The organism is Duganella sp. CF402 (assembly GCF_900109645.1).
GTDB lineage: Bacteria > Pseudomonadota > Gammaproteobacteria > Burkholderiales > Burkholderiaceae_D > Rugamonas.
The window spans coordinates 80,613-99,673 of the sequence record NZ_FOBG01000006.1; the positions used below are offsets into that span (position 1 = coordinate 80,613).

16 protein-coding genes, 1 tRNA gene and 1 pseudogene are annotated in these 19,061 nt (G+C 57.9%); 5 read left to right on the forward strand and 13 right to left on the reverse strand.

Annotation, left to right across the window (positions count from 1 at the left end; translation table 11 throughout):
• Window positions 1-10: 10 nt before the first annotated feature.
• Entirely contained in the window at window positions 11-664 is a 654-nt protein-coding gene (locus BMZ70_RS27235; protein WP_092281500.1) for a PEP-CTERM sorting domain-containing protein, read from the reverse strand.
• A gap of 200 nt (window positions 665-864) precedes the next feature.
• Here BMZ70_RS27235 and BMZ70_RS27240 point away from each other — a divergent pair, with 200 nt between their 5' ends.
• The gene (locus BMZ70_RS27240; protein ID WP_092281502.1) at window positions 865-2,673 is read left to right on the forward strand and encodes a DUF885 domain-containing protein; all 1,809 of its coding nucleotides are present in this window, start codon (window positions 865-867) and stop codon (window positions 2,671-2,673) included.
• A gap of 39 nt (window positions 2,674-2,712) precedes the next feature.
• On the opposite strand, the gene BMZ70_RS27245 is transcribed toward BMZ70_RS27240, so the two are convergent.
• The gene (locus tag BMZ70_RS27245) at window positions 2,713-3,126 is read right to left on the reverse strand and encodes an acyl-CoA thioesterase (RefSeq protein ID WP_092281504.1); all 414 of its coding nucleotides are present in this window, start codon (window positions 3,124-3,126) and stop codon (window positions 2,713-2,715) included.
• Window positions 3,127-3,290: 164 nt separating this feature from the next.
• Here BMZ70_RS27245 and BMZ70_RS27250 point away from each other — a divergent pair, with 164 nt between their 5' ends.
• Window positions 3,291-4,649 (forward strand): sensor histidine kinase, encoded by a 1,359-nt coding sequence (locus tag BMZ70_RS27250; protein ID WP_092281506.1) that lies wholly within the window; start codon window positions 3,291-3,293, stop codon window positions 4,647-4,649.
• On the opposite strand, the gene BMZ70_RS27255 is transcribed toward BMZ70_RS27250, so the two are convergent.
• Window positions 4,634-5,248 (reverse strand): helix-turn-helix domain-containing protein, encoded by a 615-nt coding sequence (locus BMZ70_RS27255; protein WP_092281508.1) that lies wholly within the window; start codon window positions 5,246-5,248, stop codon window positions 4,634-4,636. The two genes, BMZ70_RS27250 and BMZ70_RS27255, sit on opposite strands and share 16 nt — an antisense overlap.
• 171 nt (window positions 5,249-5,419) lie before the next feature.
• On the opposite strand from BMZ70_RS27255, the gene BMZ70_RS27260 reads away from it, so the two are divergent.
• The 3 genes from BMZ70_RS27260 to BMZ70_RS27265 all read left to right on the forward strand — a co-directional run bounded on the left by BMZ70_RS27260 (window position 5,420) and on the right by BMZ70_RS27265 (window position 6,480).
• Window positions 5,420-5,641, forward strand: a complete 222-nt coding sequence (locus BMZ70_RS27260; protein ID WP_092281510.1) for a DUF433 domain-containing protein — start codon at window positions 5,420-5,422, stop codon at window positions 5,639-5,641.
• Window positions 5,642-5,647: 6 nt separating this feature from the next.
• Entirely contained in the window at window positions 5,648-5,977 is a 330-nt protein-coding gene (locus BMZ70_RS28215; RefSeq protein ID WP_130301040.1) for a DUF5615 family PIN-like protein, read from the forward strand.
• 74 nt (window positions 5,978-6,051) lie between these two features.
• A complete protein-coding gene (locus BMZ70_RS27265) occupies window positions 6,052-6,480 on the forward strand; it encodes a hypothetical protein (protein ID WP_092281512.1) in 429 nt (142 codons plus the stop codon).
• Between the two features lie 67 nt (window positions 6,481-6,547).
• Here BMZ70_RS27265 and rpoC read toward each other — a convergent pair whose 3' ends face one another.
• The 10 genes and pseudogenes from rpoC to BMZ70_RS27315 form a co-directional block, all read right to left on the reverse strand.
• Complete coding sequence (gene rpoC / locus BMZ70_RS27270; protein ID WP_092281514.1) at window positions 6,548-10,777, reverse strand: DNA-directed RNA polymerase subunit beta'; 4,230 nt, start codon at window positions 10,775-10,777, stop codon at window positions 6,548-6,550.
• A gap of 73 nt (window positions 10,778-10,850) precedes the next feature.
• Window positions 10,851-14,960 carry a DNA-directed RNA polymerase subunit beta gene (gene rpoB, locus BMZ70_RS27275; RefSeq protein WP_092281516.1) on the reverse strand — a complete coding sequence of 1,370 codons (4,110 nt, stop codon included), beginning with the start codon at window positions 14,958-14,960 and terminating at the stop codon, window positions 10,851-10,853.
• A 266-nt stretch (window positions 14,961-15,226) separates the two neighbouring features.
• The gene (gene rplL, locus BMZ70_RS27280) at window positions 15,227-15,601 is read right to left on the reverse strand and encodes a 50S ribosomal protein L7/L12 (RefSeq protein WP_092281518.1); all 375 of its coding nucleotides are present in this window, start codon (window positions 15,599-15,601) and stop codon (window positions 15,227-15,229) included.
• 63 nt (window positions 15,602-15,664) lie between these two features.
• Window positions 15,665-16,201: a 50S ribosomal protein L10 gene (gene rplJ, locus BMZ70_RS27285; protein WP_092281520.1), complete on the reverse strand. Its 537-nt coding sequence runs from the start codon at window positions 16,199-16,201 to the stop codon at window positions 15,665-15,667.
• Between the two features lie 306 nt (window positions 16,202-16,507).
• The gene (gene rplA / locus BMZ70_RS27290; RefSeq protein WP_092281522.1) at window positions 16,508-17,203 is read right to left on the reverse strand and encodes a 50S ribosomal protein L1; all 696 of its coding nucleotides are present in this window, start codon (window positions 17,201-17,203) and stop codon (window positions 16,508-16,510) included.
• Between the two features lie 2 nt (window positions 17,204-17,205).
• Window positions 17,206-17,637, reverse strand: coding sequence for a 50S ribosomal protein L11 (gene rplK / locus BMZ70_RS27295; RefSeq protein WP_072789258.1), 432 nt, complete (start codon window positions 17,635-17,637; stop codon window positions 17,206-17,208).
• A 121-nt stretch (window positions 17,638-17,758) separates the two neighbouring features.
• On the reverse strand, window positions 17,759-18,373 hold the full coding sequence (nusG, locus tag BMZ70_RS27300) for a transcription termination/antitermination protein NusG (protein WP_092281524.1): 615 nt from the start codon (window positions 18,371-18,373) through the stop codon (window positions 17,759-17,761).
• On the reverse strand, window positions 18,373-18,756 hold the full coding sequence (secE, locus tag BMZ70_RS27305) for a preprotein translocase subunit SecE (RefSeq protein ID WP_092281526.1): 384 nt from the start codon (window positions 18,754-18,756) through the stop codon (window positions 18,373-18,375). Before secE ends, nusG begins: the two co-directional genes overlap by 1 nt.
• Window positions 18,757-18,792: 36 nt before the next feature.
• Window positions 18,793-18,868, reverse strand: a tRNA-Trp gene (locus tag BMZ70_RS27310).
• Between the two features lie 64 nt (window positions 18,869-18,932).
• Window positions 18,933-19,061: pseudogene (locus BMZ70_RS27315) on the reverse strand (elongation factor Tu); the annotation flags it as partial.

Sequence of the window (19,061 nt, forward strand, 5' to 3'; positions counted from 1 at the left end):
ACACTTGTTGTTATTGCTTATTCTTGCGACGGGCCAATGCGGCGGTGAGGCCCAGGCCGGCCAGCAGCATGGCGTAGGTGGCCGGTTCCGGCACCCCTGCGACGAGGCCGCCAACCGTGGCGCCGTAATAAAACTCACCGTTCGGCGTGAGGAAGCTGATGTCGGTGTAGGTACCGTAGAACTTCAGCAGACCGTTGCCTTCCACCCCAGTCGCCGCCATCCCGCTCTGCATCAGCGTGCCGCCGCCCCAGTGACCGGAACCCTGCGCCAGAATGCTGAAGCTGCCGTTCAGGAACACGAAGCTGACCGGCACGCCCCCTTGTCCCACACTGAACATATCAAGATAGGGATTCGTCACTGGCGCGCTGAAATGGAAATTGTTCACCAGATACGGGCCGCCGCCCGACATCAGGATGGTGCCATTGGTGCCCGGCGTGTTGGTGACCTCGGCGTTGGTGAAGGAAGACGGCACATCGTAGATGTATGCGCTGGGATCCATGCCCAAGGTTTCGCCGGTGTAGGTGACGGTGATGTTGCTCATCCCGTACATGAAGTGTCCGGTACTGGCGTCATCCCACTTGGTCCAGTTGACGGTGTCGGCTGCAAAAGCTTGCAGCGGCGCGATCACGGCCAGCGCCAGGCCTGCCTTCTTCAACGCTTTCATACATCCCCCTGTTGTTATTGTTGGGTGCTGTGGGAACCAATCTTACTCCTCATCCGATAGTTAAATCGACAAAATAAATAGCAATTTGGAAGCGAGTCTTGCAGCTACAAAACAATGTGTCGCTGATACAAATTTGTCCCCGCGCTCGCCCCTGGATGGCTTATGCTGTCGGCCAACTTTGTTACACCGAGGACTTTCACATGACGTATCGCCGCAACATCATCGCTCCCCTGGCCGCCGCTATCGCGCTGGCCTTTGCCCCGCTGGGCGCCGCCCATGCCGCTACCGTGGCGCCGGTGCCGCAAGCGAGCGCCGCGCCGGCCCACAAAGCCCTGCTGGCCATTGCCGATCAGTACTACGACGCGCAAGCCCGCTTCGAGCCGATCGGTGCGACGGAAAACGGCGATAACCGCTTCGACGATCAGCTGGGCATGAGCATCGCGCCGGCCAAGCGCGCCGCGCAGTTCAAGCTGTACCGCCAGTTTGCACAGCGCCTGCAAGCCATCCCGCGAGCGCAGCTGGACGCCAAAGACCGCATCAACTACGACATCCTGCAATACGAACTGCGCGGCCTGCTGGCGATGGAGCGCTTCCCTGAACACTTGCTGCCGATCAGCCAGATGGACAGCCTGCCGGTGACGCTGGCCAACTACGCGGGCGGCGAAGCCTCGCAGCCGATCGGTACCGTCAAGGAATATGAAGCTTACCTGAGCCGCGTGGCGCAGCTGCCGGCCTGGATCGACCAGGCCATTGCCAATATGCGCGCAGGCATGAAAAAAGGCGTGACCCAGCCGCAAGCCATCATGGTCTCGGCCCTGCCGCAATTCAAACAGCTGGTCAGCGCGACGCCGGAAGCCAGCATCTATTACACGCCGATCACCAAGCTGCCGGCCGCATTCTCCGACGCCGACAAACAGCGCCTGAGCGCCGCCTACCGCAAGACCATCAACGACAAGCTGATGCCGGCGCTGGCGCGCCTGTCCACCTTCCTGGAAAAAGAATATGTGCCGGCCTGCCGCACCTCGACCGGCCTCGGCGCGCTGCCGGATGGCGCCGCCTGGTACCAGGCCCGCGTCGCAAACGCGACTACAACTTCACTCAAACCGGAAGAAATCCACGCCATCGGCCTGAAAGAAGTGGCGCGCATCCAGTCCGAATTTGCCATCGTGGGACCAAAACTGGGCTACACCGGCCCGGCCGCCGGCCTGCCGGTGTGGGTAGCGGCGCAGGCGAAGTTCTACCCGTTCAAAACTGAAGAGGAAGTGCAGGCGGTCTATCACAAGCTCAGCGACGTACTCGACACCAAGCTGCCGCAGCTATTCACCCTGATCCCGAAAGCCAAGCTGGACTTGCGCCTCGAGCCTGAGCTGAGCCGCGCCACCGCCTCCGACCATTACACCTCGCCGGCCGGCGACGGTTCGCGTCCGGGCGTATTCTGGTCGGTGGTCAACGACCCGACCAAGTACGGCAGCACCGGCATGACGACCTTGTTCCTGCACGAAGGCAAGCCCGGCCACCACTTCCACATCGCCCTGACGCAGGAACTGAACCTGCCGAACTTCCGTAAATTCGGCGGCAACAATGCCTTTACCGAAGGCTGGGCGCTGTATGCGGAAACGCTGGGCAAGCAGATGGGGCTGTTTGAAGATCCGGCCCAGTACTTCGGCCACCTGAACGATGAAATGCTGCGCGCCGTGCGCCTGGTGGTGGACACCGGCATGCACGCCAAGGGCTGGACCCGCGAACAAAGCATCCAGTACATGAAGGACACGCTGGGCTATGACGTGGTGGCCAAGACCGAGACCGAGCGCTACATGGCGTGGCCGGGCCAGGCGCTGGGCTACAAGGTAGGTTCGCTGAAGATCCAGCAACTGCGCGCGCGCGCCGAGCAAGCGCTGGGCGAGAAGTTCAGCCTGCCGGCCTTCCACGCCGTGGTGCTGGGCGACGGCACCGTGCCGCTGGCCCTGCTGGAAGAGAAGGTCGACCGCTGGATCGCGGCGCAGCAATAATCCTCTAAAAGGCGGGCCGTCCGGCCCGCCGCCCCTCCTTTACTTGGCGTACTGCTTGACGCGCTCAATCACCGCCGCCGGCAGTGCAGTGATCTGCTTGGCGTGGTTGGCAAACACAATCTGCTGGCGCCCTACCGAAACCGGCTTGCCGTCGGCATAAAAGCGAAACTCCAGCCAGAATGAGCACTTCTTGACGTCATAAGCGTTCAACTCGCAGGCAATTTCCTGAAACGGGAAAGTCTCCTGCAAATAATCCTGCTCCGCGTGCTTGGTGATGAACACGCCCTCGTTCTGCAGCATGTCGCGCGAAATGCACTCGAAGAACCACTTTTCGCGGCAGATGCCTTGCCATTCGAAATAGCGCGCAAAGTAGGTATTGCCGTAGGCGTTGGAATCCTTGAGGTAAATGGTCAGCGAGTGGGTGAAGGTTTGGTTGGTGACTTGCATCAGCATGATGACACTCCTTGAGTAGGTTACCCGGCAACCGGGCAGCACCAGTACGCGGGAGTTGGCGCGCAGGAAGTTTGATCTGGCGCAAACGCTGTTGCGATAAATGAGCAAACGTCTTCATCAAGCGCAATACTTGTCTGACCTCTCACTCGTTTGGAACCTGCATCATGCATTCCCTCCTGCCAGCCGTGGTTTCCCTGCTGTTCCTGTGCTACGGCGCCTATGTGCTGCACTCGCGCGGCGTCAACCGCATCAGCCTGACCTTCTTCCTGCTGTGCTCCACCACCTTTTGCTGGCAATTTACCTGGGCCATCCTGTTCCAGATGGACGACGAGCATGCCGCACTGTCGCTGGCCAAGCTCGGCTACCTGCTGATCCTGTTCCTGCCGACCACGCTCTACCATTTCATTGCCGAGCTGACGGCGCAGCGCGGCGAGGGGCGCTGGGTGGCCCTGTCCTACACCGCGGCTGGCGTGCTGGGACTGCTGCTGCTGACCAGCGACTGGCTGGTGGCCGGGCTGTATCGCTACTTCTTCGGATTCTACCCGCGCGCCGGCCTGCTGCATCCGCTGCACCTGCTGCAAACCGCGCTGGTGGTCGGGCGCGGGCTGTGGCTGCTGTACCGCCGCCAGCGCATGGCGGTGTCGACCGAGCGCACTCGGCTGCGCTACTGCCTGGTCAGCCTGCTGATTTACTTTTTTGCCTCGGTCGACTACCTGTGCAACTACGGCGTGCAGTTCTACCCGCCGGGCGTGCTGTTCGTCGCCACCAGCCTGGGGCTGATCGCGCAGGCGATGGTGCGCTATAACCTGCTGGCCGACCCGCTGGAAGTGGCCGCCACCATCGCCCACGAAATGCGCACCCCGCTGGCCACCATCCGCAACCAGTCGCGCATCCTCAGCCGCTGCCTGCCGGATTTGCTCGCAGGCTATCAGCGTGCAGTGGAAGCGCAGCTGGTGGCGCCCACGCTGTCGATGGCGCAATTGCAATACATGCAACAAATCAACCAATACATCGAGAACGAGATCAGCCGGTCGAATTTCATCGTCGACATGATGCTGGCCTCGGCGCGCGCCGGCACGTTGGCACGTAGCGATTTTGCCAACCATTCAATCAAGAAATGCGTGGAGGAGGCACTGGCCAGCTATCCGTTTGAAACCACGATGCGGGAAAAAGTCCGGGTGCGGGGGGCGGAAGATTTCACCTTCTTCGGCTCGGACGTGCTGCTGGTGTACGTGCTGTACAACCTGTTCAAGAACGCCCTGCACGCGATCAAGGCGGCCGGGCGGGGCGAGGTGGAGATCCGGCTGACGGGCCGGCAATTAATGATTACCGATACCGGCTCGGGGATTCCCGACGATATATTGCCGCATGTATTTGAACCGTTTTACAGCACCGGCGGCACCGGCATGGGATTGGCGTTTTGCCGCAAAGTGATTACCGCGTTTGGCGGCAATATTCAGTGTGAATCGCAGGCGGGAAAATATACGCGCTTTGCGCTGTCGTTTCCTTACCCGACCAATTGATTTAAATCGTCGCCGCTGACTTTTTCCAGATCGGTTTCATCGCCCAATACATAAATCTTTTGGCCGCGTAAAACCTCGAGAATAAATGGCTGCTGTTCGCGCAGCCGGCGTTTAAAATCGGGAATCGAATAAAGGTTGGGATTGATTTTACGGCGCAATAAACGTTCGGCAACCGGCAGGCGGGATAATAACTCACCGTAGCTGGTGTTATCGCCGATCAGCAGTAATTCAACGGCAGTATCCATGCCTTCATGTTCCTTGGCGGTGGCGCCATAAACAAAGGCCACATTCAGCACATGCTGCAGCGGCGCCAAAGCCGAATTCAACACGCTGACCAGGCCGAAGGTTTTCTTCACCAAGCCGCTCAATTCGCCGAACACGATGCAATCCTTGTTCGGCTTGAAGCGGCGCACATTGCCGATCCGTTCCGACACGATCACGCCCGACTCATGCAGCCGCTTCAGTTCACGCTGCGCCGATGCGCTGCCCAGGCCGGTCAGGCGCATGATCTCATTCAAGTGGAATCCTTGATTCACACGTACAAACAGCAAGCCCAGCAGTTTCTGCTGGGCGGGAGTGAAGAGGGCTTGAGCGATCATGAGCCAAATCTTAGCATGAACGAACTATTTGCTGGCATGGAAAAGAAAGGGTTTCGCCCTGTTGTACCGTGCCGCGCGCGCAGCTCTTGCTATGCGACAAGCTTGCGCCAGACAACTGCCCAATCCTTGAGCAGGGATGGAGTATAGTGAAGTAACCTCAAAGGAGCCAACATGAAGATCGATTTGCTGGAACGAGTCACCATCAACCCCGAGCAATGCGGCGGACGTCCCTGCATCCGCAATCTCCGCATTCGCGTGTGCGACATCCTCAGCCTGCTCGGCTCCGGCGTTGGCCACGATGAGATACTGGCGGATTATCCATTTTTACAAGAAGAGGATATTCGGGCATCCCTTCTATATGCGGCGGAACGGCTAGATAAAATTCCACTATAAATCAACGTGAAATTCCTGATCGATAATCAGTTGCCAGGCGCCTTGGCGCGTTTTCTTCAGCAAAAAGGGCTGGACAGCCTGCACGTCAGCGATATTGGATTGGAGGCGGCTACGGATGAAATAATTTGGCAGTATGCCCGATTGAACGATTTAATAATCGTTAGCAAGGATTCTGATTTTATACATCGAGCACATCTAGGCAGTCTCAAGCCTCAAATATTATGGGTTCGCTGCGGAAATTGCAGCAAAAACCATCTGTTCAAAAAGTTCGGGGACAACATCAGCAAGCTGGCGGCATCAATTAGTAGTGGCGCGGTTATCACCGAATTGCCTTAACGAACGAATCAATAGTGTACAGACTGATCGGCATGATTAATAATTGCATATCTATATTAGTTAACTAGCTCCTCATGCACCTTCGATACACGCCTGCACTCCTCACCCTGCTCCTGTCACTTCCCTGCGCCTCGGCGCTGGCGCAGCAAGATGCACCCAAAGCTGTTGTGGCGCTGGTGGGGGATGTCGATCGCTTTACCATCGGCCAGCAAGGGTTTTGCGGGCAGCGTAATGAGATTACCTCGCCTAGCGGAAAACAATTCCGCATTCCTTCCAATAAGCAGACGAACTTTTATATCCAGGCGCGTATTCACGGGAATATGGTGACTTATACCTGCGAGGGAGATTTCTCATTTACGCCGGAACCGGGCATGCTGCATATTATTCGTTATTCGATGGCGGCCGACCGCTGCAAGCTGGAGATGTTTATGAGTACGCCGGGAAGCGAGCCGGTGCCCGCTGGCGTGCAGCGCGAAGAGCCGCAAAACTGCTTATTCAAATAAGCGCCAATTAAGCTTCAGATAAAAAAACGGCACCCGAGGGTGCCGTTTCTATTTGCAGCTTAAGGAATTACGCTTCGTCGCTGTGCGGAGCCACTTCAGTGGTTTCCACATCGCCGCCGGACATGGCGGCTTTTTCAGCTGCCAGCAGAGCTTGACGCTCTTCGACTTCCCACTGCTCTTTCTCTTTGCGAGCGCGGTGGAAGGCCAGGCCGGTACCGCCAGGGATCAGACGGCCAACGATCACGTTTTCTTTCAGGCCACGCAGACCGTCGCGTTTGCCCATGATCGCCGCTTCGGTCAGCACGCGGGTGGTTTCCTGGAACGATGCGGCCGAGATGAACGAATCGGTCGACAGCGATGCCTTGGTAATACCCAGCAGCACGTTTTCGTAGGTCGCAGGGATCTTGTTCTCTGCGGTGACGCGATCGTTTTCTTCCAGCAGCTCCGAACGCTCCACTTGCTCGCCAACGATGTAGTTGGTGTCGCCGGCATTGACGATCTGAACACGACGCAGCATCTGGCGAACGATCACCTCGATGTGCTTGTCGTTAATCTTCACGCCCTGCAGACGGTACACGTCCTGCACTTCGTCAACGATGTAGCGCGCCAGCGCTTCGATACCCAGCAGGCGCAGGATGTCTTGTGGATCGGCTGGGCCGTCAACAATCATCTCACCTTTGTTCACGACTTGACCGTCGTGGACCAGCACTTGTTTATCCTTGGTAATCAGGAACTCGTGCTTGTTGCCGTCCATATCGGTGATTTCCAGACGCTGCTTACCCTTGGTTTCTTTACCGAAGGCAACAGTACCGGTCACTTCCGCCAGCATGCCCGCATCTTTCGGCGAACGTGCTTCGAACAGTTCGGCAACGCGTGGCAGACCACCGGTAATGTCACGGGTTTTCTGCGATTCGGTCGGGATACGTGCCAGCACTTCACCCACCGATACCGCCTGGCCGTCTTTCACCATGATCAGCGCGCCAACCTGGAAGCCAATCGCTACAGCGTGTTCGGTGCCGGCGATCTTCACTTCGTTGCCATCTTCGTTCAGCAGTTTCACCTGCGGACGCATGGTCTTGGTCAGCGAACCACGACGTTTCGCATCGATTACCACCAGGGTCGCCAGACCGGTCACTTCGTCCACCTGACGGGCCACGGTCACGCCTTCTTCGACGTTCTCGAAACGCACCGTACCGGCGTACTCGGTAATGATCGGACGGGTCAGCGGATCCCAGGTTGCCAGGGCGGTGCCAGCCTTAACGGTCAGGCCATCCTTGACGATCAGGGTCGCGCCGTACGGCACTTTGTGGCGCTCGCGCTCACGGCCGTGGTCGTCGGTGATCAGTACTTCGCCCGAACGGGAAATGACGATTTGCGCGCCTTTGCCGTTGGTCACATAACGCATGGTCGAAGTGAAGCGGATGGTGCCGTTCGACTTGGCTTCCACCGACGACGCCACTGCTGCACGCGATGCCGCACCACCGATGTGGAAGGTACGCATGGTCAGCTGGGTACCCGGCTCACCGATCGACTGTGCTGCCACCACACCAACTGCTTCGCCGGCGTTGACCAGCAGGCCGCGGCCCAGGTCGCGGCCGTAGCACTTGGCGCACAGGCCGTAGCGGGTGTCGCAAGTCAGCGGGGTACGGACCTTCACTTCGTCGATGCCGACGCGCTCGATCTCTTCGACCATGTCTTCGTCCAGCAGCGTGCCGGCTTCGTACAGGGTAGCCTGGGTTTCTGGATTGACGATGTCAGTACCAGCCACACGGCCCAAGATACGGTCGCGCAGGGCTTCGATGACTTCACCGCCCTCAACCATTGCCTTCATCACGGTACCGTTGCTGGTGCCGCAATCGTCTTCGATGACGACCAGATCCTGGGTCACGTCGACCAGACGACGGGTCAGGTAACCCGAGTTCGCGGTTTTCAGTGCCGTGTCGGCCAGACCTTTACGAGCGCCGTGGGTCGAGATGAAGTACTGCAGAACGTTCAGACCTTCGCGGAAGTTCGCGGTAATCGGCGTTTCAATAATCGAACCGTCCGGTTTCGCCATCAGACCACGCATACCCGCCAGCTGGCGAATCTGTGCTGCCGAACCACGTGCGCCCGAGTCAGCCATCATGTAAATCGCGTTGAACGATTCCTGGGTCGACTTGGTGCCGTCACGCTTGATGACGTCTTCCACTTTCAGCTGGTCCATCATGGCCTTGCCGACTTCGTCGGAAGTCTTGCCCCAGATGTCGACCACTTTGTTGTAACGCTCGCCAGCGGTCACCAGACCCGAAGCGTACTGCTGCTCGATCTGTTTGACTTCCGACTCTGCAGTCGAAATCAGGGTGACTTTTTGTGGCGGTACCAGCATGTCGTCCACGCAGATCGAAATACCGGCGCGGGTCGCCAGGCGGAAGCCCGACTGCATCAGCTGGTCAGCGAACACCACGGTAGCGCGCAGGCCGCACTTACGGAACGAGGTGTTGATCAGCTTCGAAATTTCTTTCTTCTTCAGGGCGCGGTTCAGCACGCTGAACGGCAGGCCCTTCGGCAGGATTTCCGACAGGATGGCGCGGCCAACCGTGGTTTCGTAGCGGGTCACGGTGCGGACGAATTCGCCCGTCACTGGATCCTTAGGATTCTCAACGATACGCACGGTAATACGGGTGGTCAGTTCCACTTCCTTGTTGTCGTAAGCACGGATGACTTCCGACACGTCAGGGAACAGCATACCTTCGTTTTTCGCGTTGATCGCTTCGCGGGTCGCGTAGTACAGACCCAGCACGATATCCTGCGAAGGAACGATCGATGGTTCGCCGTTCGATGGGAACAGGATGTTGTTCGAAGCCAGCATCAGGGTGCGGGCTTCCATCTGTGCTTCGATCGACAGCGGTACGTGAACTGCCATCTGGTCACCGTCGAAGTCAGCATTGAATGCCGCGCAGACCAGTGGGTGCAGTTGGATTGCTTTACCTTCGATCAGGACCGGCTCGAAAGCCTGGATGCCCAGACGGTGCAGGGTTGGTGCACGGTTCAGCATGATCGGATGTTCGCGGATCACGTCTTCCAGGATGTCCCAGACGACTGGCTCTTGGATCTCGACCAGCTTTTTAGCGGCCTTGATCGTGGTAGCCAAGCCCATCAGTTCCAGCTTGTTGAAGATGAACGGCTTGAACAGTTCCAGCGCCATCAGCTTCGGCAGACCGCACTGGTGCAGTTTCAGCTGCGGACCCACCACGATGACCGAACGGCCCGAGTAGTCGACGCGCTTACCCAGCAAGTTCTGACGGAAGCGGCCGCCCTTACCTTTGATCATCTCAGCCAGCGATTTCAGCGGACGCTTGTTGGCGCCGGTCATCGCTTTGCCGCGACGGCCGTTGTCCAGCAGCGAGTCCACTGCTTCTTGCAGCATGCGCTTTTCGTTACGCGTGATGATCTCTGGAGCGCGCAGCTCCATCAGGCGTTTCAGACGGTTGTTACGGTTGATCACGCGGCGATACAGATCGTTCAGATCCGAGGTCGCGAAACGGCCGCCGTCCAGTGGCACCAGCGGGCGCAGTTCCGGTGGCAGCACCGGCAGCACTTCCATGATCATCCACTCAGGCTTGATGCCCGAACGCTGGAACGCTTCCAGCACTTTCAGACGCTTGGCGTATTTCTTGATCTTGGCTTCGGACTTCGATTCCTTCAGTTCCACGCGCAGGGTCTCGGCATCGCGGTGGATGTCGATCGAGCGCAGCAGTTCGCGGATACCTTCAGCGCCCATGAAGGCGGTAAAGTCGTCGCCGTACTCTTCGTACTTGGCGGCGTAGTCGTCTTCCGACATGATCTGGCACTTCTTCAGCGGGGTCATGCCTGGATCGGTCACGACATATGCTTCGAAGTACAGCACGCGTTCGATATCGCGCAGGGTCATGTCCAGCACCATGCCCAGACGCGACGGCAGCGATTTCAGGAACCAGATGTGGGCGGTAGGCGAAGCCAGTTCGATGTGGCCCATGCGCTCACGGCGCACTTTGGCCAGCGTGACTTCAACGCCGCATTTTTCGCAGATCACGCCGCGGTGTTTCAGGCGCTTGTATTTACCGCACAGGCACTCGTAGTCCTTGATCGGGCCAAAGATCTTGGCGCAGAACAGACCGTCGCGCTCTGGCTTGAAGGTACGGTAGTTGATGGTTTCCGGCTTTTTAACTTCGCCGTAGGACCACGAACGGATTTTTTCAGGCGAAGCAAGACCGATTTTGATCGCGTCAAAGGTCTCGTTCGTCTGTACTTGCTTGAATAGATCGAGCAGTGCTTTCATGTATCACTCCAGGTAGTGATGAATTCTTTAAACTGCCCCGCCGGCGAATGCCAGCGGGGCCCGTGCGTGTGTCTTAGTTGCGTTCCAGGTCGATATCGATACCCAGGGAACGGATCTCTTTCACCAGCACGTTGAACGATTCCGGCATGCCGGCATCGATCACGTGGTCGCCCTTGACGAGGTTTTCGTACACTTTGGTACGGCCATTCACGTCATCGGACTTCACGGTCAGCATTTCTTGCAGCACGTACGATGCGCCGTACGCTTCCAGTGCCCACACCTCCATCTCACCGAAGCGCTGGCCGCCGAACTGGGCTTTACCGCCCAGCGGCTGCTGCGTCACCAGCGAGTATGGACCGGTCGAACGCGCGTGCATCTTGTCGTCGACCAAGTGGTGCAGTTTCAGCATGTGCATCACGCCCACGGTCACTTTACGTTCGAAGGCTTCGCCAGTGCGGCCGTCGTACATGGTGACCTGGTTCTTCGAGGCGGTCATGCCCAGGTGGTTGGCGATATCGTCCGGATAGGCCAGGTCCAGCATGCGGCGGATTTCCGACTCGTGCGCACCGTCAAACACCGGCGTTGCGAACGGCACACCTTTTTTCAGGTTGTGCGCCAGCTTCATGATCTCTTCGTCGTCGAACTTGTCCAGATCTTCCGGACGGCCCGATTCGTTGTAGACCGTGGTCAGATACTTGCGCATCTCTTCCACTTTGATCTGCTGTGCCAGCATTTCGCTGATACGGATACCCAGGCCTTTTGCTGCCCAACCCAAGTGGGTTTCCAGGATCTGACCCACGTTCATACGGGACGGAACACCCAGCGGGTTCAGCACCACGTCGGCCGGGGTACCGTCCGCCATGTGCGGCATGTCTTCCACCGGCACGATACGCGAGACCACACCCTTGTTACCGTGGCGGCCTGCCATCTTGTCGCCCGACTGCAGGCGGCGTTTAACGGCCAGGTACACCTTGACCATTTTCTGCACGCCAGGTTGCAGCTCGTCGCCCTGGGTCAGTTTCTTGCGCTTCTCTTCGAAGGCCAGGTCGAACTGGTGGCGCTTCTCGTTGATCGATTCCTTGATCGCTTCCAGCGCGGTAGCAGCGGCGTCGTCCGCAGGGCGGATGTCGAACCAGTGGTACTTGTCCAGATCGTCCAGGTAGTCCTTGGTGATCTTGGCGCCTTTGGCCAGCTTCTTCGGACCGCCGTTGACCACTTGGCCAATCAGCATCTTCTCCAGACGCTGGAAGGCGTCGCCTTCCACGATACGCATCTGGTCGTTCAGGTCCAGGCGGAAGCGTTTCAGTTCATCGTCGATGATCTGCTGGGCGCGTTTGTCGCGCACGATGCCTTCGCGGGTGAACACTTGAACGTCGATCACGGTGCCGACCATGCCCGAAGGCACGCGCAGCGAGGTGTCTTTCACGTCCGATGCTTTTTCACCGAAGATGGCGCGCAGCAGCTTCTCTTCCGGGGTCAGCTGGGTTTCGCCTTTAGGCGTCACTTTACCAACCAGGGTGTCGCCGGCCTGCACTTCAGCGCCGATGTACACGATACCGGATTCGTCCAGGCGAGCCAGTTGGTTCTCGGCCAGGTTCGAAATGTCGCGGGTGATTTCTTCCGCGCCCAGTTTGGTGTCACGTGCAACAACCGACAGCTCTTCGATGTGGATCGAGGTGTAACGGTCGTCTTTCACGACGTTTTCCGAGATCAGGATCGAGTCTTCGAAGTTCAGACCATTCCACGGCATGAAGGCCACGGTCATGTTCTGGCCCAGTGCCAGTTCGCCCAGATCGGTCGATGCGCCGTCGGCGATCACGTCGCCTTTGGCCACACGGTCACCGCGCTGCACGATAGGACGCTGGTTGATGTTGGTGTTCTGGTTGGAACGGGTGTACTTGATCAGGTTGTAGATGTCCACGCCGACTTCGCCAGCTTGCGCTTCGTCGTCGTTGACGCGAATCACCACACGGCCTGCATCGATGTAGTCCACGATACCGCCACGGACTGCCTGCACGGTGGTGCCGGAGTCGACTGCCACGGTACGTTCGATGCCGGTACCGACCAGCGCCTTTTCAGGACGCAGGCAAGGTACAGCCTGACGCTGCATGTTGGCGCCCATCAGTGCACGGTTCGCGTCATCGTGTTCCAGGAATGGAATCAGCGATGCTGCGACGGATACGATCTGGCCTGGGGCCACGTCCATGTACTGCACGCGCTCTGGCGACACCAGGATGGTTTCACCGGCTTCACGCGACGACACCAGTTCGTCGACCAGTTGGCCTTGTTCATTCACTTTGGCATTCGCCTGGGCGATGATGTAGCGGCCTTCTTCGATCGCCGACAGGTAATCGATCTGGTCGGTGACTTTCGAACCTTCTACCTTGCGGTATGGGGTTTCCAGGAAGCCGTATTCGTTCAGGCGGGCGTACAGTGCCAGCGAGTTGATCAGACCGATGTTCGGGCCTTCAGGCGTTTCGATCGGGCACACGCGGCCGTAGTGGGTCGGGTGCACGTCACGTACTTCAAAGCCGGCGCGTTCGCGGGTCAGACCGCCAGGGCCCAGCGCGGAAACACGGCGCTTGTGGGTGATTTCCGACAGCGGGTTGGTCTGGTCCATGAACTGCGACAGCTGCGACGAACCGAAGAACTCGCGGATTGCTGCCGAGATCGGCTTCGAGTTGATCAGGTCGTGCGGCATCAGGTTGTCCGCTTCAGCTTGACCCAGACGCTCTTTCACGGCGCGCTCAACACGCACCAGGCCGGCGCGGAATTGGTTCTCAGCCAGTTCGCCCACGCAACGTACGCGACGGTTGCCCAGGTGATCGATATCGTCGACTTCGCCGCGGCCATTGCGCAGTTCCACCAGGATCTTGATCACGGCCAGCACGTCTTCGTTCGACAGCGTCATGGCGCCGGTCAGTTCATCACGGCCGATGCGGCGGTTGAACTTCATGCGGCCCACGGCCGACAGGTCGTAACGGTCGGCGCTGTAGAACAGGCCGTTGAACAGCGCTTCCACCGACTCTTCGGTTGGCGGTTCGCCAGGACGCATCATGCGGTAGATGGCGATACGGGCAGCGGTCTGGTCGGCGGTGTCGTCGATGCGCAGGGTCTGCGAGATGTAGGCGCCCTGGTCCAGATCGTTGGTGTACAGGGTCTGGATGTCGGTCACATTGCTGTCGCGCAGGCGGTTCAGCACTTCGTCGGTCAGCTCATCGTTGGCGTTGGCGATGACTTCGCCGGTGTCCGCATCAACAATGTTCTTGGCCAGCACGCGGCCGACCAGGTAGTCTTCCGGTACCGAGATGTGTTTCAGGCCGGCAGCGTCGATGTCGCGTACATGCTTGGCATTGATACGCTTGTCTTTCATGACGATGGTCTTGCCGGTCTTCGGGTCGACGATGTCGAAGCGCGCGACTTCGCCGCGCAGGCGTTCGGCGACGAATTCCATTTCCGCGCCTTCCGAGCGCAGGTGGAAGTTGTCGAACACGAAGAAGTTGGCCAGGATCTGCTCCGGCGACATGCCGATGGCTTTCAGCAGGATCGATACCGGCATCTTGCGGCGACGGTCGACGCGGAAGTACAGGATGTCTTTCGGGTCGAACTCGAAGTCCAGCCACGAGCCGCGGTAAGGGATGATACGGGCCGAGAACAGCAGTTTGCCGGACGAGTGGGTCTTGCCGCGGTCGTGCTCAAAGAACACGCCCGGGGAGCGGTGCAGCTGCGAAACGATGACGCGCTCGGTACCATTGATAACGAACGAACCGGTGGAGGTCATCAGGGGCAGTTCGCCCATGTAGACTTCCTGTTCCTTCATCTCTTTGACGACCGGCTTGGTCGGCGATTCCTTGTCCAGGATCACCAGACGCACCTTGGCGCGCAGCGGCGACGCGAACGTCAGGCCACGCAGTTGGCATTCCTTGACGTCAAAGGCAGGATCGCCCAGCACGTACGACAGGAACTCGAGACGCGCAAAACCATTGTGCGAAACGATAGGGAAAATCGAGGTAAAGGCCGACTGCAGGCCATCGTTCTTGCGCGCGGACGGGGCAACGTCTTCTTGCAGGAAGCTGTGGTAGGACTCGAGCTGGGTAGCCAGCAGGAACGGAACGTTGTGAACGTTGGCGCGCTTCGCGAATGATTTGCGAATGCGTTTCTTCTCAGTAAATGAGTAGTGCATGGACACTCCGTGAGTGACAGAAAGGGAAAAAATTTCAGGTTTTGCCTGTATTCCAGGAAGAACCGGGCTGTCTGTCACACAGACGAAACCTGAAACTTCTACCATTTCCAGCTGATTCAATTGGAACTGCAACGTCGGGAAAACGCTACAAATACGACACAGACGACAAAGGAGCCAAAGCCGAAGGCTTCCCCTTTTTCAAGGGGAAACCTTCTAGCTTTGGCTCTTGGTTGCTAAGTACAAGTCTTAGCCACCGGTACTACGAATTACTTCAGGTCGGCCTTGGCGCCAGCTTCTTCCAGCTTTTTCTTAGCGGCTTCAGCGTCAGCTTTCGACAGAGCTTCTTTTACGGTTTTTGGTGCGCCATCGACCAGATCTTTGGCTTCTTTCAGGCCCAGACCGGTGATTTCGCGAACTGCTTTAATCACGCCAACTTTGTTCGCGCCGACTTCCGACAGAACCAGGTTGAACTCGGTTTGCTCTTCAGCAGCAGCAGCAGCGCCGCCGCCAGCAGCAGCAGGAGCAGCCATTGCTGCAGCCGATACGCCGAATTTTTCTTCGAAAGCTTTGACCAGTTCGTTCAGGTCCATTACGGACATTTCGCTAACTGCGTTCAGGATGTCGTCTTTGCTAATTGCCATTTGAAACTCCAATAATTTTTTGATACGTTAATTCAGAATGCTACTTGAGGAAAAATCCGCTGCTTAGGCAGCTGGGGCTTCTTCAGCTGCCACTTCAGCAGCAGCAGGAGCGCCTTCGGATTTTTTCGCTGCCAGAGCAGCCAGACCACGTGCAAAGCCCGAGACCGGAGCCAGCATAACGCCCAACAGCTGCGAGATGAGGACTTCACGGCTAGGAATGCTCGCCAACGCTGCAACAGCTGCTTTATCCAGCTGTTTGCCTGCGTAGTTACCAGCAGTGATGACCAGTTTGTCGTTGGTTTTAGCGAAGTCAGCGATGACTTTAGCTGCTGCAACGGCATCGTCCGAGATCGAGTAGATCAGCGGACCGGTCATGCTGTCTGCCAGGGCGGCAAATTGCGTGCCTTCAACGGAGCGACGTGCGAGGGTGTTTTTCAACACTCGCAGGTACACGCCTTGAGCGCGCGCTTTGGCACGGAGTTGCGTCAAGTGAGCAACCTGGATGCCACGATACTCGGCCACGACGATAGTTTGCGCAGTTGCTACTTTTGCGGAAACTTCGGCAACAACGGCCTTTTTGTCATTCAGATTGAGACCCACGGTCAATCTCCTTAAATGATAACCAGCGTAATTGCCGGCCATCGGTTCGAACAACGGCGTCCGAGGTTAGGAGTCCAATGGACTGCAAAACTTGATCGGGAACACCATCTGCGTTGGGTGAAACATTCAATTAACCGGGTGCCTGCCTGATGCACCTAGCCCAACGGTCTTTGATTGCGGCTGCCGCCGAAACGGCAGCCATCCCAAAGAACTGCCCCGCGCTTTTCAGCACGAGGGCTTAATACTTTTAACTAGCGGTGCCAGCTGCTGACACGCTGCGCGTGTCAGCAGCTGGAACACCGGGTATTACGCGGCCAGGGTAGCCTGGTCAACGCGGACGCCAGCGCCCATCGTCGACGACAGCGACACTTTACGCAGGTACACGCCTTTCGACGATGCCGGCTTGGCTTTGTTCAGGGCGTCGATCAGAGCAACCAGGTTGGTCTTCAGATCTGCATCGCTGAACGATTTGCGGCCGATGGTCGCGTGGATGATACCGGCTTTGTCGGTACGGTACTGAACTTGACCGGCTTTCGCGTTTTTCACGGCGGTAGCGACGTCAGGGGTTACGGTGCCGACTTTCGGGTTAGGCATCAGGCCACGTGGGCCCAGGATCTGACCCAGGGTACCAACGATACGCATGGTGTCTGGCGAAGCGATGACGATATCGAAAGGCATGTCGCCGGCTTTGACGCGCTCGGCCAGGTCTTCCATACCAACGACGTCGGCGCCAGCTGCTTTAGCGGCTTCGGCTTTGTCGCCCGAAGCGAACACAGCTACGCGAACGGTTTTACCGGTGCCGGCTGGCAGAACCACGGAACCACGAACCACCTGGTCCGATTTCTTAGGATCCACACCCAGTTGGACCGACACGTCGATCGATTCATTGAACTTGGCGGTGGCCAGTTCTTTGATCAGAGCAACAGCGTTGTCGAACGAGTAGTTCTTGGTGGTGTCAACTTTGGCCTTGATGGCTTGTGCGCGTTTGGACAGTTTTGCCATGATTACAGACCTTCCACGGTGATGCCCATCGAACGTGCGGAACCAGCGATGGTGCGTACAGCAGCATCCAGGTCGGCAGCGGTCAGGTCAGGGGTTTTCAGTTTAGCGATTTCTTCAGCTTGCGCGCGGGTCAGCTTGCCTACCTTGTCGGTATGTGGCTTGGCCGAACCTTTTTGCACGCCCGAGTGCTTCTTGATCAGGAAGGTCGCTGGTGGGGTCTTCATCACGAAGGTGAAGGACTTGTCCGCGAAGGCGGTGATCACCACAGGGATCGGCATGCCTGGTTCCATACCTTGGGTCTGCGCGTTGAACGCTTTGCAGAATTCCATGATGTTCAGACCGCGCTGACCCAGTGCTGGGCCGATCGGTGGGGATGGGTTTGCTTTACCAGCTGGCACTTGCAGCTTGATAAAACCAATGATTTTCTTTGCCATGATGGCTCCTGTCTTGGATATGAGTAGTAGCGCCCCACCATGCGAAAAATGCAGGGCGGGGCTCCTCTTTTGCCAGATTAACTAGGGTGTTGACACCGTCGCCCGTTCTGGCGAACGGTATTTATACTTTTTCGACCTGGCCGAATTCGAGCTCGACTGGCGTTGCGCGGCCAAAAATGGTGACCGAGACGCGCACTTTCGATTTCTCGTAGTTGACTTCCTCGACGTTGCCGTTGAAGTCGGTGAACGGGCCATCCTTGATACGGACTTGCTCGCCCACTTCGTACAGCACTTTCGGCCGTGGCTTCTCGACGCCTTCCTGCATCTGCTGCATGATCTTGTCGATCTCGCGCGCAGGAATCGGGGTCGGCTTGTTCGATTTGCCGCCGATGAAGCCGGTGACTTTCGAGGTGTTCTTGACCAGGTGCCAGGTTTCGTCGGTCATTTCCATTTCCACCAGCACGTAGCCAGGGAAGAAACGACGTTCGGTGACCGACTTCTGGCCGTTGCGGACTTCGACCACTTCTTCGGTCGGCACCAGGATCTGGCCAAACTGGTCTTGCATGCCGGCGCGCTCGACGCGCTCGGTCAGCGCGCGCTGCACGCTTTTCTCCATGCCGGAATACGCATGCACAACGTACCAGCGCTTGTTGCTCACCGGTACGCTGATTGGCGCTGCGCCAGCGTCTTGCTCAGGGACTGCGCCCTGAGCGTCGTCTTGCACATTTTCGCTCATTATTTTCGTATTCCCAGAATGACGTCGTACAACAGGAATTCCAAGGTCTTGTCCGTGCCCCACAGGAAGATCGCCATCACCAGCACGAAGGCAAACACGATGCCTGTGATCTGGGTTGCTTCGCGACGGGTAGGCCACACGACCTTTTTCGTCTCGCGAACGGCTTCTTTAGCGAAATTCAGGAAATCACGGCCAGTCGACGAAGTCCACAAGATCAAAACGGCAAAAGCCAAACCAGCCACAAGTGCGCCTGCGCGTACCAGAGCTGGTTTGTCCGACAGGTAGTAAAACCCTATCACGCCTGCGATTGCAACGACAATTGCCAGTGCAACCTTAATCTTGTCATTCGACGTGCTGACGGTCTGCACGGATTGATTAGACATTTATATTTTACTTTCGGTGCCCTGCACCATATTCGGTGGCAGGGGCGGAGGGCCTCGAACCCCCAACCTTCGGTTTTGGAGACCGACGCTCTGCCAATTGAGCTACGCCCCTACGTAAAACCACAAAGGATTGCGATTATACCACCCGGTTCCCCGGGTGGCAATCCGGCATCCTATTAGCCGAGGATCTTGGCAACCACGCCGGCGCCGACGGTACGGCCGCCTTCGCGGATTGCGAAGCGCAGACCTTCTTCCATCGCGATCGGGTTGATCAGCTTAACGGTGATCGACACGTTGTCGCCTGG